A 15676-nucleotide genomic window follows, 5' to 3' on the forward strand; every position below is an offset into this window, starting at 1 on the left:
TATAAATAAGCCCGCATAGTAGCGGGCTTATTCGTTACTCTATTTTTCTATTATACAGGATAGACAGGATGTTTTCTCGGTGCTTGGACAATTTCTTTCGTACTATACAATCTGAATCGATCTGCAAGAACGCCTCTTAAATCCGACGGTTCAATGATATCGTCTATTATAAGCTCAGAAGCCATTTTATAGATATCAATTTCTTCTTGATATTCTTTATGTTTCTCTTGAACAAAAGCAAGTTTTTCTTTCGGATCTTCGATGGACTCAATTTTGTTTGAGTAGACCGCATTAACAGCAGCCTCTGGACCCATCACAGCAATTTGTGCAGTTGGAAGCGCAATACACACATCTGGTTCAAATGCTGGACCTGCCATGGCATATAGACCTGCACCGTATGCTTTTCGAACGATGACCGATATTTTCGGGACTGTCGCAGAACTCATCGCCATAATCAGTTTTGCACCATGGCGAATAATTCCTGCGCGTTCCACACTTGTTCCAATCATGAAGCCTGGTACATCAGCTAGGAATAATAATGGAATTGAAAACGCATCACATAAATTGATAAACTTCGTAGCTTTATCCGCAGAGTCTACGAATAGTACGCCGCCTTTTACTTTCGGTTGATTCGCAATAATTCCTACAGGCTGTCCCTCAATTCGAGCTAATCCCGTAATAATTTCCGGAGCGAACAACTTTTTCACATCGAAGAAACTACCTTCATCAATTAAGGCATCTATTGCTTCATACATATCGAATGGTGCATTTTGGTTCTCCGGAATGATTGTTTCTAATGTACGGCCTGCTTTTGCCTCAATAGTTTCTTTGACTTTAGGTTTTTCTGTGTAATTTGCTGGGAAGTATTCGAGGTAACGACGTGCTTCAGCAATTGCTTCTTCCTCATTCGTGGCGAGGACATCCCCACATCCACTAATCGAGCAATGCATGCGCGCGCCGCCCATTTGTTCGAGCGTTACCTTTTCACCGATAACTTTTTCTGCCATTCGTGGTGATCCAAGATACATCGAGGCGTTTCCTTCCACCATAATTAGAAGGTCACAAAAAGCCGGAATATACGCGCCGCCTGCTGCTGAAGGACCAAATAATATACAAATCTGTGGAATGAAACCAGATAATCTTACTTGGTTGTGGAATATCTTTCCTGCACCGCGACGATTTGGGAACATTTGGAGTTGATCTGTTATCCTTGCCCCTGCCGAGTCGACAAGATATAGCATCGGAACCCGATTTTTTTCGGCAACTTCTTGAATTCGAATGATTTTCTCAACAGTTTTCGCTCCCCAAGAACCTGCTTTAACTGTTGAATCATTTGCCATTACGCAAACAGTTTGTCCGTTAACTTTCCCCATTGCGGTAACGACGCCATCTGCCGGAAGATCTCCTGCTTCATAATTAGCAAAACGACCATCTTCCGTGTATTCGCCGTTATCAAAAAGAAGTTCCAAACGATCTCTTGCAAACAGTTTATTTTGCTCTTTTAGGCGTTCATGGTATTTTGCATGGCCACCCGCAAAAATTTCTTTTAGTTTTGAGTCAAGCTCTTTGTTATATTCCACTTTTTCTACCATCCCAATCCCCTTCCCTTTTTAAAACATGCGTTGATGTTCTTCAACGATTACTCCCCTAAAGTAACAAGAACATCGTTTTCATTCACAAAGTCGCCAACATTTACATTTATAGCAGATACTTTACCCGCTTCTTCTGCTTCTATTGGAATTTCCATTTTCATTGATTCGAGAACAATCACTACTTGTCCTGCTGTTACTTCTTCTCCTACCGCTACATTTACTGTAAATACTGTTCCTGCCATTGTGGATTTTAATTGTGTCATCATTATTTCCTCCTCTATTTTTCCGACCGGGTTAGAATTGCAGTTGTATAAGTACCTGCTTTAAACGAAGCCTCATTTAAGACCTCAGTAAACAACGGTATATTCGTTTTTAAACCTTCAATCTTAACATCTGAGAAATAAGCCTTCGATTTTTCAATTGCTTCGTCTCGAGTATTTGCGTGAACAATCACTTTTGATATTAATGGATCATAGAAGGGCGTAACTTTCCCGTTCTCAGCGTAACCATTATCAATTCGAATACCGTCCAAATCACTTTCTAATTTCAGTTTCGTAATTGTTCCCGGAGACGGCATGAATGTTTTCGGGTCTTCCGCGTACACGCGAAACTCCAAAGCATGTCCTTTAAGCTGAATGTCGTCTTGTTCTTTAACTGGAAGTTCATTTCCCCGGGCTACTTCTATTTGCCACTCGACAAGGTCGAATCCAGTAACTTCTTCCGTCACAGGATGCTCAACTTGAAGCCTCGTGTTCATTTCAAGGAAGTAGATTTCATCATGATCGTCAACGATGAATTCAACAGTCCCCGCATTTTTATAGTTCACCGCTTTTGCCGCATCCACAGCCGCCTGATAAAGACGGTTTTTCGTTTCTTCTGACAAATTCGGTGATGGTGATTCTTCAATTACTTTTTGATTGCGCCGTTGAACGGAGCAATTTCGTTCAAATAAATGAACAATATTCCCAGCGTCATCACCGAATATTTGTACTTCGATATGTCTGGCGTTCGTAATATATTTTTCAATGAAGACCAGGTCGTTACCAAAGTACATTTTCGCGCGACTTTTTACTGATTCAAACTGCTGACTGAGCGCTTGCTCACTTTCACAGCGAACCATACCAACCCCGCCACCGCCTGCACTTGCTTTCAACATCACCGGATAACCGATGTCTTGAGCAACCCGAATCGCTTCTTCTAGCGAGTCCACACCATCGTCAGTTCCTGGTACAACCGGAACTGAAGCAGCTTTCATCGTGCTTCGCGAGCCAATTTTGTCCCCCATCTCAGTAATTGTCAAAGCATCCGGTCCGATAAATTTCAAACCTGCTTTTGTCACTAGAGATGCAAATTCAGCGTTTTCCGAGAGTAGCCCATAACCTGGATGAATGCCGTCCGCCCCTTCGCGAATAGCAATTTCTAAAATTTCTTCCCCTTTTAAGTAAGACTGCTGCACGGGTGGTGGCCCGATTAAAAAAGCAGCATCAGCTTGTTGTACAAACGGCATCGTTTCATCTGCTTCCGAATGGACGGCAATGGTTTCGATGCCAAGACGTTTGCACGTATGTATGATCCTACTTGCAATTTCCCCACGATTTGCAATCAGTATCTTTTTCATATTTAATCCCCCAAACTTTTTGAAAGTGAATCTCCCATTCACTTACTAGTTTATACGATAAGTGAAACCGTTTTCAAGCTTTGTCTGAAATTAGTCTATATTCATTCGTTTAATCACTTGCATGTAAAAAGCGTTTGACTGCATCATGATGTGCATCACTTTCCCAAAGGATTGAGCATTGCTGTGCTTCTCCCATCATTCGATCTTTGATAAAGTCGGCAGTCCATTTTCGAATCGCAATCGTCTTATAGGCGCGGTGTACAGTCGGATGAACTTTCAACATATTTTCAATAAACTGCTCCAGCCCTTCTTCTGCATTCCCGCTATAAACTTCAGTGGCCCATCCAATTTCTAACATTTCTGCTGCACTATGAACCTTTGCTTCAGATAATAAACGAAAAACTTGATCGTGCTTGCTGAATTTCTCAAATAGCAATGTTGCTCCACCCCAACCTGTCGTAATGGCAAGTGTCCCTTGGATGAAGCCTACTTTCGCTTTCTCTGAGACGATTCGGTAATCGCAAGCTGTTGCAAGCTCACAGCCTCCACCAACTGCTGTTCCATTCACTAGGGCAATCACAGGCATAGGCAGCGTCGCAACACGATGTAAAAGGCCAGCCATTCGACTGAGCATTGGAAATGATTCCTGTGCAGTATGAAGGTTTTGGTACTCTGCCAAATCTCCACCCGAACAAAATGCCCGATCACCTGCTCCTGTAATGACAACGTAAGAAATAGACAAATTATTTTCGACTTGATTTAAAAAAGATTCAAGTCCATCGACCACCTCTGTATTAATCGCATTTCGCATTTCTGGTCGATCAATCATGAATGTAGCTATATTTTTTTCGATTGTAATTTTGAATGCCAATAAAATTGCACCTCCTGAATTTATCTATAGTATACCAATTGAAAGAATTTTTCGCATAGAAAAAAGGCTACCGAGATCCATGGTCTCACGGTAGCCTTTATAGAGTTTGTTCAAAAACATTCTCTACGTATTCGAATATAATTATTCGCCTACGACTTCTTTTCCTTTGTAGTGTCCGCATGATTTACAAATGCGGTGTGCTAGCTTTTGTTCGCCACAGTTGCTACATGTAGCCATTCCTGGTACTTGTAGTTTAAAATGTGTACGACGTTTTTTTGTTACAGTTTTAGATGTTCTTCTTTTTGGTACAGCCATCTGGGCACCTCCTTAAACGAATTACCTATTCGTCTTTCTTCTCAAATAAGTTTGCCAATCCGGCAAGTCTCGGATCCACTTTTGTTTCACGTTCTTCCTGGAGCCGAGCATTGTACGCCTCGTCGGTTGCATATGACCAACCTTTACCTTCGACGGTCTTCACTTTTTCAGCATCTTCACTGTAAACTTGAAGGGGGATCTCAAGGAGGACGAGCTCCTCTAAGACTGGGGTTAAGTCAACAAAATCTCCGCTGACTTGATGAATTTCATCATCGGCCGCTAGTTCTGTTTCATTCCAACTGAATCGTTCAACGGATTCAATTAAAAATGGAAAAGCGACATCTTCCCACGTTCGGGCACAAGGCAGTATCAGCGTTCCTTCAAGCCGGAATCGGCATGTGAGATTACTCGAGCCAATTGTACAACTTCCGGTTACATGTATAGGCTTGATATCCCGGATTTCCGGGTTCCGTTTTTTAACGGAATCTAGGTTAACCGTTTCGTCAAACGGCATGTCCCCTTGCCTGTATCTCTGTAATTGATTGATGGACCATTTCATGTCGATCACCTCAAGACAACATTCTTGATTATATAATGGGAACAAAGGGATGTCAAGATATTTTCTTGTCACTTCACCATTCCCATAGGTATAATAATATCATTGTAACAAAGGAGAGATAACTTTGAAAGCAACTGGAATTATTGTTGAATATAATCCGTTTCATAATGGCCATAAATTTCATGCTTCAGAAGCACGAAAGACCACAAATGCAGACATTGTTATCGCTGTCATGAGCGGAAATTTCTTGCAGCGAGGAGAGCCTGCTTTTGTTGATAAATGGGTGCGAACGAAAATGGCATTACAAAACGGAGTCGATCTTGTATTCGAGCTCCCTTATGCATTTGCAACATCACATGCCCCTGTGTTTGCAATGGGCGCTATTCAAATACTAGATGCCGCCTGCTGTGAATCCTTTTGTTTCGGAAGTGAAGACGGTAATATTGAACCTTTTAACAATAGTTTGGAGCTTTTAACGAATGCGGAATATGAATATCAACAAACTGTTAAAGAATCCGTTAAAGAAGGTATGAGTTATCCTAAAGCACTTAATGCAGCCTATCAACAAGCCATTCAAACAGCTTCAACTGATATTCCTTTTGCGGATTTAACGATGCCGAACAACATCTTAGGTTTCCATTATTTACAAGCTGCTAAAAACAGTCATTCTACTATGAAAGCCGCAACTATATCCCGTATTGTAGCGGGGTATCATGATGATGCAGTCGAAGGTGATTCTATTGCAAGTGCGACCGGAATCCGTAAGTCCTTTTTCGAATCAAATTCACTAGATGCGATACAGGGATTCTATCCACCAGAGACTTATGATGGTTTACGCGAATGGCAAGCCGAGCGCAAATTCTTCGGGAGTTGGGAGACATTCTATCCCCTTTTAAGATTTACAATCCTGCGCGAGGGACCCGAACGACTAAGTAAAATTGCTGACGTGACTGAAGGAATTGAGAATCTGTTTTACCGTGCTGCAAAAAATAGTGGGACATTTGACAAGTTCATGAACACAGTAAAGTCGAAGCGCTATACCTGGACTAGAATCCAACGCATGCTTACTCATATCTTAACCGGTTTTACGTATGATATGCGTCGACAAATCGAGTCACCTTCCTATTTACGTTTGTTAGGAATGACACAAGCAGGCAGACTTTATTTAAATGAAAATAAAAAGAATTTAAAACGCCCGCTCGTCAGTAAAGTCGCCGCCTTCTCAGATCCATCAATGAAAATGGATGTTCACGCGTCAAATATGTATGCACTAGGAATCGCACAAGGAACTGGGCAGACAATAATTGGTGCTGATTATATGAATTCACCTATCTTCTTGCGTGACTGATTGACTGGAAATAGAGAGTAGAGGAAGAGCACTTGAGTGAATCGTTATTCAAGTGCTCTTTTTGTATTTGATTTTATTGCTTTACCACTTAGTGCCATCCCACTAAGGGCGTATATGGTGCTTATCATGAGAAGGTGACGTTGTGGCCGAACCTGGATACGTTTCGCGTGAACCTAGAAACGTTTTCGTGAAAGAAGGAAACGTTTTGTTCCAACTTAGAAACGTTTTTGGGAGAAGGTGACGTTTTTGCCTAACCTGGATACGTTTCGCGCAAACCTAGAAACGTTTTCGCGAGAGAAGGAAACGTTTTGCTCAAACTTAGAAACGTTTTTGGGAGAAGGTGACGTTTTTGCCGAACCTGGATACGTTTCGCGCAAACCTAGAAACGTTTTCGCGAGAGAAGGAAACGTTTTGTTCAAACTTAGAAACGTTTTCTTAAGAAGGAAATAAATTTCAATATAAAAAGCATAGGAGAGGAATTATTACAATTCCTCCTATGCTTCATTATCAATATATCTTAAGCTTCCTGCTCTGCCAAGGTCGCTGGTTTTTTCTTCGATGACGGAAGCATATTGAATAATATATTCAATGCAATTGCAGTTAAACTTCCTGCAACAATTCCGTTACTCGTAAACATTTGAATACTTTTTGGAAGGTTCGCGAAAAGTTCTGGTGCCACTGTAACGCCTAGACCAATTCCAATGGAACATGCAATAATCATCGGATTTTCTTGTGACGATGCGAAAGTTTTACCAAGCATCTTAATCCCCTGAGAAATAACCATGCCGAACATTGCAATCATCGCACCACCTAATACAGCGGTTGGAATAATTGTTGTCAGTGCAGCAATTTTCGGTACAAACCCAAGTGTAATTAGCATTAATCCTGTTATTAAAATAACTTTTCTGGATTTCACACCCGACATTTGGATTAACCCAACGTTTTGTGAGAATGTCGTATATGGGAACGCGTTAAATAAACCACCTAATACCACAGCGATCCCTTCTGCCCGATACCCTTTTGCAAGATCATCTTTCTTTAATTTCCGCTCACAGATATCTCCCAATGCAAAATAGACACCTGTCGATTCAACTAAAGAAACCATTGCGACTAGAATCATCGTCAAAATTGCTGACCATTCGAATGTTGGCAATCCAAAGTAGAATGGCTTCACCATATGAATTGCTGCTGCTTCGTTAACTGGTGCAAAGTCAACAATGCCCATAAACATCGCAACTACTGTTCCGCCGATTAACCCTAGCAAAATAGAAATCGCACGCATAAAACCTGTAGACATCCTAAACAAAATGATTATAAAGAACAATGTTCCGAAAGCTAGAGAAATATTCGTCAATGAGCCAAAATCACTCGCACCTTGGCCGCCTCCCACATTGTTAATCGCAACGGGAATTAACGTAATTCCAATAATCGTTACGACTGATCCCGTAACAACAGGTGGGAAAAAGCGAACAAGATTTCCAAAAAAACGGCTGATGACGATTATAAAAACACCCGACACAAGAATTGCACCGTAAATTGCGGAGATCCCAAACTCTCCCCCTATCGCAATCATTGGGCCAACAGCAGTAAACGTACAACCTAAAACAACTGGAAGCCCGATCCCAAAGAAACGGTTATTCATGATTTGGAGGATTGTAGCTACACCGCACATCAGTATATCGATAGAAACGAGATAAGTTAACTGTACCGAGGTCAATCCAAGTGCCTCACCAACAATTAGCGGAACAATAACTGCTCCTGCATACATCGCGAGCACATGTTGGATACTTAACGCTGCTGTTCTAGCGCCATTTTTCATTTGGATTCTACCTCACTAAAGAATTCCACTTTTCCATTCGCTAAAGAGCGAATGTTGGCAAGTGACTCAACACGGATTCCTTGCTTACGAATAGCAGCACCACCAGGCTGGAATCCTTTTTCGATAACGATACCGACGCCCGCCAATTCGGCTTTTGCTTGTTCAATAATATCAACTAATCCATGAACTGCTTGTCCATTTGCTAAAAAGTCATCTATAACGAGTACGACATCATCAGCTAATAGAAAATCTTTCGATACAGAAATATCGTTCGTTTCATTTTTTGTGAATGAATGAACACTTGAAGTAAATAAGTGATCCGTTAACGTAAGTGACTTTCTTTTTCTAGCAAAAATCACAGGCACACCTAAATACAAACCTGCCATCATGGCCGGCGCGATACCCGATGATTCTATTGATAAGATTTTAGTGATGTTTGAATCGGAGAATCGAGCTGCAAATTCCTTACCTACCTCTTGCATGAGTTCAGGATCGATTTGATGATTTAAAAAAGAATCGACTTTCAACACCGATTCAGATAATACTTTGCCTTCTTGTAAAATCTTATTCTTCAATTGTTCCACTATAGTTGTTCCTCCTTATTTCACGGTCAAAAAAAGCCCAAAGACCGTGCATCCAATCATGACTAGAGTGGAGCAATGTCCTTCGAGCTTTTTCGAAAGGAAATGAAAAGGAGGCATGCTTAACTTACTAAGCATGGCCCTTCCATTGCTTCCTCATAGTCGATTTGTTTACGGCAAATCGGTAGATACTTGCAGGCCATATCCCTGCGATTATATGAGTGAATGTTATTTGAATATTTTTATTGTAACATGCGATTTTTGTTTATCAATAGGTTTTCATAGTAAACTACAATTCATACACTTCTATATCTTCCGAGATTTCCAGCTTATTATTTTGTTTCGAGATTTTTCAAATAGTTGAGGGCATCATCAATCGTTTTCACTGGAACAATCTTCATTTTCGAACCAATTTTTTCTGCCATCGCGACTGCTTCTTCATAATTAGTCTGTATACCAGGATTTTTATCGCGGACTTCTTGTGGCAACGCATCATCCGGCGCAAAGAATATATCAATGCCTTTATTCGTGGCCGCAATTACTTTAAAATCCGCTCCGCCAATTCTTCCAACAGTTCCGTCCTGCAACATTTCTCCTGTCCCCGCAATATTGTAGCCTTTTGCGAGATCTTCATCAACGAGACGATTCATAATTTCCAACGTAAACATTAAGCCTGCTGAAGGCCCCCCAATATTAGATGTATGCATCGTTACTTCAGGATCTGTTGTGACTGTACGGTCTTCTAAAAACTGGACGCCTAAGCCAATACGTCCATCATTTTCTGGGATCTCCTTCAATTTAACCGGGGAGTTTTTCTCTTCATCTTTTCTTACAAACGATATATTTACTTCATCATCTAGCAGCTTTCTGCCAATTATTTCAGCAAATTGCCCAGGTTCAGTTAATTTGACACCGTCTATGGCATGGATTTTGTCTCCAGCCTCTAGTATTCCAGAAGATGCACTATTTTCCAAAACGCTCATAACGGACACCCCGTCAAAGTCAACCTCAATTGGAATATCTGCACGATCAAATGCTACGGTGATTGCATTAAATTGCGAATCAGACATTAATCTTTTTTGGCGCAAGTTGTATTCATTTTCATTTTCACCTGACCTACGAACTTGTTGTGGAGGTAGAATTTTTCGTTGACTAGAAAATGTAGAATAAGCATAGGATGCCGGTGTAGCTTTTGCTAAAGCAATCGTCATTAAGCTGAACGTTCCCTTGTCATTCTCGTCTCCACCTTCAACTTCAACTAATGGCGTTAAATCATAGGCTCCGCCAGGTTTAGATATGTATACATCCATAGGGTAAAGAAACAGTACCCCGACGCCAATCAATAAAATTACGGTAATTATAACTCTCTTCCAATTCATCTCCTGCACCTCCAATTATTAATAGCATGTACTCTTTGGACATATATAATAGTGTAACAATTAAATTTCGTTTGTATTACTTTTTACGCGCAAATTGAAAGGAGAGAAGTGCATGAGCCTAAAAGTAGATCTGTGCACATACTAAGATGGTCAACCTCTTTATTATATGGGGATTAATCTTACTTTTCATTTTACAACCAGGCGTTGCCCATGATGGAGCTGAAACAGGTGCTAGGTTATTTGTACATGCACTGCTACCTTATTTACTCCCTTATATTATATTAACTCAATGGTTATTAAAGATGCCATCAACAGAAAAAAGAGTTGCACCTTGGAAGAAATTTATGAAGGCTTATGTTCTTGGATCATTTGGAGGATTTCCTGTTGGCGCTGTAACGGTATCTGCGATGACAGAAAATAAGGAAATCACTCGAAAACAAGGAGGTCTATTATTAGCATCATGTCATGCGCCAGGTCCTATGTTCGTCATAGGATTTGTAGGTATTGAATTATTTACTGATATCACTATTGGTTGGAAGTTATTAATCGCTATTCATATCGTAAACATTATGTATTTCTTCATGACTTTGCTCTTCATTGGCCGTCAAAAAGAGATACTTAACGATGTTCAGCCCAATCAAACACAGTCAACGATGCCGCTTTTGGACTCCATCAAGGATAGCTCTGAAATTATTATTTTAGTGGCAACAACTGTCATTTTCTTTTCAGCGTTAGGTGTTGTGTTAGCTACCAGCTTCGCCTCCATTTTTTCAGTAGATACTGGCATTGCACAAACGGCAACACTGGCATTTTTTGAAATGACTTCTGGTGTTCAGTCTGCAACAATTCATTTCAGCGATTTACCCATATTCCCTATTCTTATAGCGGCGATCATTTCAATGAATGGTTTAAGTATCCACATACAAGTAGCAGTCATCGCAAAATCAGCAAAACTTTCACTACGACCGTACCTCATCGGAAGAATTTGGAGTATTTTAATGGTCCCCACTCTCTTTTACTTTTTGCTTTAACCTGCCCTTTAAATAAAAGAAGGCTATCATGAATACATGCCCATGATAGCCCTAAAGACGACTACTTTGCATACTTATTTTTGAGCGCTTCTTCTACAGCTCCTGGTACAAGTTCTGATATATCTCCGCCATACTTTGCAACTTCTTTAACAATGCTAGAACTTAAAAAGGAATATTGATTATTTGTCATGACAAAAAAAGTTTCTATTGTTTCATCAAGTACTCGGTTCATGGATGTGATTTGCATTTCATACTCAAAATCGGTAACGGCTCGTAATCCACGAACAACTGCAACTGCTCCTACTTTTTCAGCGTACTCAATCATCAAACCACCAGATGATTCCACTTTAACGTTGGGAATCGATTGGGTCACTTGGCGAATCAATTCCATTCTCTCATCTACCGTGAATAATGAGTTCTTTGATGAATTATTCATAATCACAACATTTACATTCCCAAAAACTTTTGCAGCTCGTTTTATAATATCAAGATGACCATTTGTAATTGGATCAAAACTACCTGGAACTACAACTACTTTAGACATTCAAATACCTCATTTCTCGTAAATTGATATCGCGATATTACCATAGGTTGTGCATTTCTTTTTTGGGTATGGACCATAAGATTCCGGTAACTCTAGTTTATGATCATGTTCGCATACGATAATAGCGCTTTCAGCCAGAAGACCTTCCGTAGCAAAGGTCTCGGTTAGCTGGTAGAAATCGTTTTGTGCATAGGGTGGATCTATGAAAAGTAAATCTATTTTTTTACTTTGTTGTCGTAAGACTTTCGAAGCATTTCTCGCATCAGCTTGGTTAATATGTACGATTTCATGATAATGACATTTTTCTACATTGCTTTTAATAACGGCACAAGCCTTTCGATTTTTCTCGAATATAAACGCTTCACTTGCACCGCGTGATAATGCCTCTAGTGAGAGTGCACCACTGCCGCCAAATAATTCCACCACAAGTCCACCATTAAAGTAAGGCCCAATCATATTAAATACAGATTCTTTCACTTTATCCAATGTCGGCCTGGTCTGTACGCCTTCTAACGATTTGAGCCGTAATCCTTTTTTATCTCCCGCAATAATTCTCATTCATGCTCAACCTTTCTAACCTAAACACATTATAATCCAGCTTTATAATCATATTCCTTTGCTTTATCGGGTTTTGCATTTTCATAAGTGGTTTTTACAAATGGCCGATATGAAGGCAAAACTTTTTTAACAGTCGGAAGTTGTGATACTTTGTTAATAACTGACTCCACATCACTTTGATTGCAATAGAGTACGACATACTTCATTTTCTTAGATATAAAATGAACATGCCCATACTTTCGTAGCGATTTTGCTTGTCTTAAATGATGGAGGTAAATGATAACACCTTGTCGATCGATCATTCGATTCCCCTCTTTTCTTACTACCTACAATACCATATCGCAGAAATGGGCTGCAACTTACATATAGCTGACAACGAGACACTTATATCTTATAATAAACAAAAGCACCTAATGATTGAAATAATTAGGACTGAATAAGCTTGAAAAATACATGCATTTGATAAAGGGGGGTTCGTATTGGGTAGAAAAACTAAAGTTGCCATTTCAGTGGGGGCAGTTGGAATAGCTGCTTGGGCTGCTTCTAAAGCCGTTGTAAAACCTATTGTACGTGAAGGAAAAAAAGCACTAGAATTTAGTAATCCAATTGTATTGGCAAATCGGGGTGGTCTATTCGATGCACCTGAAAACACTTTATCAGCATTCAAAAATTCGGCGTCACTTGGCGTTCATGGATTTTATGTTGATATCCGATTAACGAAAGATGAGGAGATTCTTGTTTTTCATGATGAATATTTGGACAGCACTACGAACTTTGTAGGAAAAGTAGCTGATTTCACACTAAACGAACTAAAAAAGGCGGATGCAGGTTACCACTTCACTGATGAAGATGGAAACTACCCATTTCGCGGGACCGGTGAAAAGTTACTTTCGTTAAATGAGTTACTTGAAAGATTTCCACATATGCTAATCAGTATTAATATGACGGAATCTCCCGATACGTACGAGGGAAGTCTCTTACCATCTAAACTATGGCGACTTATTGAAGAATATAATGCCGAAGATCGAATCACCGTCACAAGTTCTTATGACGAACAAATTGATCGTTTTAATTTATATGCACAAAATCGCATTGCTATAGGTGCTGGAGATGATGAAGTTAAAAAATCATATGCTGCTTATGCCAGCCAATTTGGTCATCTTTACAATCCACAAGCGGATATGTATCAAGTTTCAGAAAGACTAGGCATTTTCTCACTTTGTAGCGAAGGCTTTATAGAATACCTATCCAAGTTAAATATCCCAATTTACTATAAAGACATTGAAGATAAAAATACTATTTTAATACTTATCAAAAACGGCGCTGCTGGTTTTATCACGAGTAATCCCGAACAAGTTATGCAGATTATTCTTGAAAACACGTCAGATTGAGTAGAAACCACAAAAAAACACCTTATTTCTGTCATTTCCCAGAAATAAGGTGTTTTTTATGCGGAACAAGAACAGCTTCCACCAGAGCCGCAGCCACTGCCGCAAGATGAATCAGTAAAAAATGCACTTCCAGCTGGAACTTTTACTGAATCCGAAACCGATTTAGCAATTACTGAACCGATTTCATCGTATAAAAATTGAAGATCATTTTCTGCTAGGCGTAGTGCAGCCACCTGCTCGTTCATATCAAGTGCTCTCTTTTGCAGTCGAATTTCTTTCATGACATGACTATAATCCGGATGATATCGTCCGAATCGTTGTACTTCTTCATATCGTTCTTTCATCTCCGTGAAATCTTTAATTGTTTTCACGAGAATGTCATTTGAATAGACTGCTTGGTAACATTTATTGTACTCTTCCATGACATCGGAAGAGAGTATATAATCAGTGAGCTCGCCCGCGTGCTCTAAGATCGTGACCCATTCATCGGTCATCAACATAGATTCCATCCCCTCCATTACACTTCAATCATAACAGAATTCTTCTACCCCGTGAACGCAAATAACTTTTTTCTTCAGCTCATCTCTTTTTGAAATAGGGCTTGTTGGGCAATTAGCATATCAGAAAAAGGGAATATACCTTGCGCTGTATGTTGAATCTTCTCATGACCTTTCCCTGCAATTAACACGATGTCTCCTTCATCGGCCATCATTATTGCTTTTTGAATCGCATGGGCACGATTTGGTTCGATGATCACTTCCTTGGCGAAATCAGTCATCCCTGAAACTATATCGTCGATGATGGCTAGCGGGTCCTCATCTCTTGGATTATCAGTTGTAACGATAATATCCGTAGAATAGAAAGATGCGATTTTTCCCATTTCACTCCTTTTACCTCTATCACGTTCGCCGCCACAACCAAAAACAGTGATAAGTCTCCCTTTAGCATCTTTCAGCAACGAACATAAAACACCATTCAAAGCATCTGGCGTGTGTGCATAATCTATGACTACACAAATATGTGATTTGTCAATCTGCTCCATTCTTCCTTCGGGTAATTTCAAGGTTGCTACATCGGGTAACACTGATGCTAGCGGATAATTGAGTGTGTGAAGCGCACTGATTGCAGCCACCGCATTCATACGGTTAAATTCACCAAGTACAGGCAGAACAAATTCACCAGCTTCGTCTTTACTCTCTACATATATCTTTTGCCTATCATTTTTAAAGCTAATATCAGCTGCGGAAGTAGTTCCAAAGTACACGCATTCTCTTCTCACTGATTTCAGCATGTCAACACATATTTTGTCATCTTGATTGACGATGTTACATTTCGCCATTTGAAGCAACATCTTCTTTGCTTCAATATAAAATTCTTTTCCACCATGTTCATCGTAATGATCTTCTCCTACATTCAATAGAATCCCAATGTCAATTTTACAATGTGCTAAGCGGTGTGTGGATAACCCCAATGAAGAGGCCTCTAATACGACATGCGTAACACCATGTACTAAGCAACTCGCTAACATCGGATGTAAGTGCTCTGCAGGAAGTGTTGTCATTTTCGGTGCGTGCGTATGAACTTTAACGCCATTTATAAAGATCCCTGTTGTTCCAAATACTGCAACATGAACACCTTGCTTCATTAATAATTGACCGATAAAATGACTTACAGTTGTTTTTCCATTCGTGCCGGTAATTGCGATGATCGTTAATTGTTCTGAAGGTTTCCCTGCTAATTCCGAACTCACATGAGATAAAAACAATCTGCAATCTGGTACCGTGATTATGGGAATATCACTTGGCAACTCTTTATTGGGTGCTTTGTCGATAACGACAGCGACTGCACCAGCATTTATCGCCTCCTCTATAAAAAGTATGCCATTATTTTTATTTCCTTTTCTCGCAACAAATATGAAACCGGGTTTTACATCCAGCGAGTTTTCCGTAATTCCTTTTACAGCAACTCTATAATTCCCACCAGCAATCGTACACGGCCAGTCTTTTAATAACTCCTGTAAAAGCAGCACCCGACTCCCCTTCCCGAACGTTTTTATTTTTGTAGAATATA

General features: G+C 40.0%; 17 protein-coding genes and 1 riboswitch. Of the genes, 3 read left to right on the forward strand and 14 right to left on the reverse strand.

The features are described from left to right. Positions 1–50 precede the first annotated feature (50 nt). The 6 genes from AC25Y1_RS04285 to AC25Y1_RS04310 all read right to left on the reverse strand — a co-directional run bounded on the left by AC25Y1_RS04285 (position 51) and on the right by AC25Y1_RS04310 (position 4955). The gene (locus AC25Y1_RS04285) at positions 51–1592 is read right to left on the reverse strand and encodes an acyl-CoA carboxylase subunit beta (protein WP_488146708.1); all 1542 of its coding nucleotides are present in this window, start codon (positions 1590–1592) and stop codon (positions 51–53) included. Between the two features lie 47 nt (positions 1593–1639). Continuing rightward, positions 1640–1855: a biotin/lipoyl-containing protein gene (locus AC25Y1_RS04290; protein ID WP_488146709.1), complete on the reverse strand. Its 216-nt coding sequence runs from the start codon at positions 1853–1855 to the stop codon at positions 1640–1642. Between the two features lie 14 nt (positions 1856–1869). Continuing rightward, positions 1870–3210, reverse strand: coding sequence for an acetyl-CoA carboxylase biotin carboxylase subunit (locus AC25Y1_RS04295; protein WP_488146710.1), 1341 nt, complete (start codon positions 3208–3210; stop codon positions 1870–1872). 109 nt (positions 3211–3319) lie between these two features. Beyond that, positions 3320–4081, reverse strand: coding sequence for an enoyl-CoA hydratase/isomerase family protein (locus AC25Y1_RS04300; RefSeq protein WP_488146711.1), 762 nt, complete (start codon positions 4079–4081; stop codon positions 3320–3322). A gap of 141 nt (positions 4082–4222) precedes the next feature. Then, complete coding sequence (gene rpmF / locus AC25Y1_RS04305; RefSeq protein WP_488146712.1) at positions 4223–4396, reverse strand: 50S ribosomal protein L32; 174 nt, start codon at positions 4394–4396, stop codon at positions 4223–4225. A 25-nt stretch (positions 4397–4421) separates the two neighbouring features. After that, complete coding sequence (locus tag AC25Y1_RS04310) at positions 4422–4955, reverse strand: YceD family protein (RefSeq protein ID WP_488146713.1); 534 nt, start codon at positions 4953–4955, stop codon at positions 4422–4424. Positions 4956–5079: 124 nt separating this feature from the next. On the opposite strand from AC25Y1_RS04310, the gene AC25Y1_RS04315 reads away from it, so the two are divergent. Then, a complete protein-coding gene (locus tag AC25Y1_RS04315; RefSeq protein WP_488146714.1) occupies positions 5080–6303 on the forward strand; it encodes a nucleotidyltransferase in 1224 nt (407 codons plus the stop codon). A gap of 517 nt (positions 6304–6820) precedes the next feature. On the opposite strand, the gene AC25Y1_RS04320 is transcribed toward AC25Y1_RS04315, so the two are convergent. From AC25Y1_RS04320 to AC25Y1_RS04330, 3 genes are all read right to left on the reverse strand, one after another. Continuing rightward, entirely contained in the window at positions 6821–8122 is a 1302-nt protein-coding gene (locus AC25Y1_RS04320) for a nucleobase:cation symporter-2 family protein (RefSeq protein WP_488146715.1), read from the reverse strand. Beyond that, positions 8119–8706 (reverse strand): xanthine phosphoribosyltransferase, encoded by a 588-nt coding sequence (locus tag AC25Y1_RS04325; RefSeq protein ID WP_488146716.1) that lies wholly within the window; start codon positions 8704–8706, stop codon positions 8119–8121. The genes AC25Y1_RS04320 and AC25Y1_RS04325 overlap by 4 nt, the downstream gene beginning before the upstream one ends. Positions 8707–8842: 136 nt before the next feature. After that, positions 8843–8944: riboswitch (purine riboswitch) on the reverse strand. A 91-nt stretch (positions 8945–9035) separates the two neighbouring features. Next, positions 9036–10082 (reverse strand): SepM family pheromone-processing serine protease, encoded by a 1047-nt coding sequence (locus AC25Y1_RS04330; protein ID WP_488146717.1) that lies wholly within the window; start codon positions 10080–10082, stop codon positions 9036–9038. A 146-nt stretch (positions 10083–10228) separates the two neighbouring features. On the opposite strand from AC25Y1_RS04330, the gene AC25Y1_RS04335 reads away from it, so the two are divergent. Further along, entirely contained in the window at positions 10229–11113 is an 885-nt protein-coding gene (locus AC25Y1_RS04335) for a hypothetical protein (RefSeq protein ID WP_488146718.1), read from the forward strand. 61 nt (positions 11114–11174) lie between these two features. Here AC25Y1_RS04335 and coaD read toward each other — a convergent pair whose 3' ends face one another. From coaD to AC25Y1_RS04350, 3 genes are read right to left on the reverse strand one after another with little or no spacing between them, the layout of a single operon-like run. Beyond that, complete coding sequence (gene coaD / locus AC25Y1_RS04340; protein WP_488146719.1) at positions 11175–11657, reverse strand: pantetheine-phosphate adenylyltransferase; 483 nt, start codon at positions 11655–11657, stop codon at positions 11175–11177. Between the two features lie 9 nt (positions 11658–11666). Next, the gene (gene rsmD, locus AC25Y1_RS04345) at positions 11667–12215 is read right to left on the reverse strand and encodes a 16S rRNA (guanine(966)-N(2))-methyltransferase RsmD (protein WP_488146720.1); all 549 of its coding nucleotides are present in this window, start codon (positions 12213–12215) and stop codon (positions 11667–11669) included. A 29-nt stretch (positions 12216–12244) separates the two neighbouring features. Then, positions 12245–12517 (reverse strand): YlbG family protein, encoded by a 273-nt coding sequence (locus AC25Y1_RS04350; protein ID WP_488146721.1) that lies wholly within the window; start codon positions 12515–12517, stop codon positions 12245–12247. A 177-nt stretch (positions 12518–12694) separates the two neighbouring features. Here AC25Y1_RS04350 and AC25Y1_RS04355 point away from each other — a divergent pair, with 177 nt between their 5' ends. Next, complete coding sequence (locus AC25Y1_RS04355; protein ID WP_488146722.1) at positions 12695–13606, forward strand: glycerophosphodiester phosphodiesterase family protein; 912 nt, start codon at positions 12695–12697, stop codon at positions 13604–13606. A gap of 56 nt (positions 13607–13662) precedes the next feature. Here AC25Y1_RS04355 and AC25Y1_RS04360 read toward each other — a convergent pair whose 3' ends face one another. Then, positions 13663–14106: a YlbF/YmcA family competence regulator gene (locus AC25Y1_RS04360; RefSeq protein ID WP_488146723.1), complete on the reverse strand. Its 444-nt coding sequence runs from the start codon at positions 14104–14106 to the stop codon at positions 13663–13665. Between the two features lie 74 nt (positions 14107–14180). After that, a complete protein-coding gene (locus tag AC25Y1_RS04365; protein ID WP_488146724.1) occupies positions 14181–15635 on the reverse strand; it encodes a UDP-N-acetylmuramoyl-L-alanyl-D-glutamate--2,6-diaminopimelate ligase in 1455 nt (484 codons plus the stop codon). Positions 15636–15676: the final 41 nt, after the last annotated feature.

It is taken from the genome of Sporosarcina sp. Y1009, assembly GCF_057669865.1.

Excerpts from the sequence above, each read along its gene's own strand:
- AC25Y1_RS04285 (WP_488146708.1), bottom strand. The coding sequence starts at position 1,592 with ATGGTAGAAAAAGTGGAATATAACAAAGAGCTTGACTCAAAACTAAAA.
- AC25Y1_RS04290 (WP_488146709.1), bottom strand. The coding sequence starts at position 1,855 with ATGACACAATTAAAATCCACAATGGCAGGAACAGTATTTACAGTAAAT.
- AC25Y1_RS04295 (WP_488146710.1), bottom strand. The coding sequence starts at position 3,210 with ATGAAAAAGATACTGATTGCAAATCGTGGGGAAATTGCAAGTAGGATC.
- rpmF (WP_488146712.1), bottom strand. The coding sequence starts at position 4,396 with ATGGCTGTACCAAAAAGAAGAACATCTAAAACTGTAACAAAAAAACGT.
- AC25Y1_RS04310 (WP_488146713.1), bottom strand. The coding sequence starts at position 4,955 with ATGAAATGGTCCATCAATCAATTACAGAGATACAGGCAAGGGGACATG.
- AC25Y1_RS04320 (WP_488146715.1), bottom strand. The coding sequence starts at position 8,122 with ATGAAAAATGGCGCTAGAACAGCAGCGTTAAGTATCCAACATGTGCTC.
- AC25Y1_RS04330 (WP_488146717.1), bottom strand. The coding sequence starts at position 10,082 with ATGAATTGGAAGAGAGTTATAATTACCGTAATTTTATTGATTGGCGTC.
- AC25Y1_RS04335 (WP_488146718.1), top strand. The coding sequence starts at position 10,229 with ATGGTCAACCTCTTTATTATATGGGGATTAATCTTACTTTTCATTTTA.
- coaD (WP_488146719.1), bottom strand. The coding sequence starts at position 11,657 with ATGTCTAAAGTAGTTGTAGTTCCAGGTAGTTTTGATCCAATTACAAAT.
- rsmD (WP_488146720.1), bottom strand. The coding sequence starts at position 12,215 with ATGAGAATTATTGCGGGAGATAAAAAAGGATTACGGCTCAAATCGTTA.
- AC25Y1_RS04350 (WP_488146721.1), bottom strand. The coding sequence starts at position 12,517 with ATGATCGATCGACAAGGTGTTATCATTTACCTCCATCATTTAAGACAA.
- AC25Y1_RS04360 (WP_488146723.1), bottom strand. The coding sequence starts at position 14,106 with ATGTTGATGACCGATGAATGGGTCACGATCTTAGAGCACGCGGGCGAG.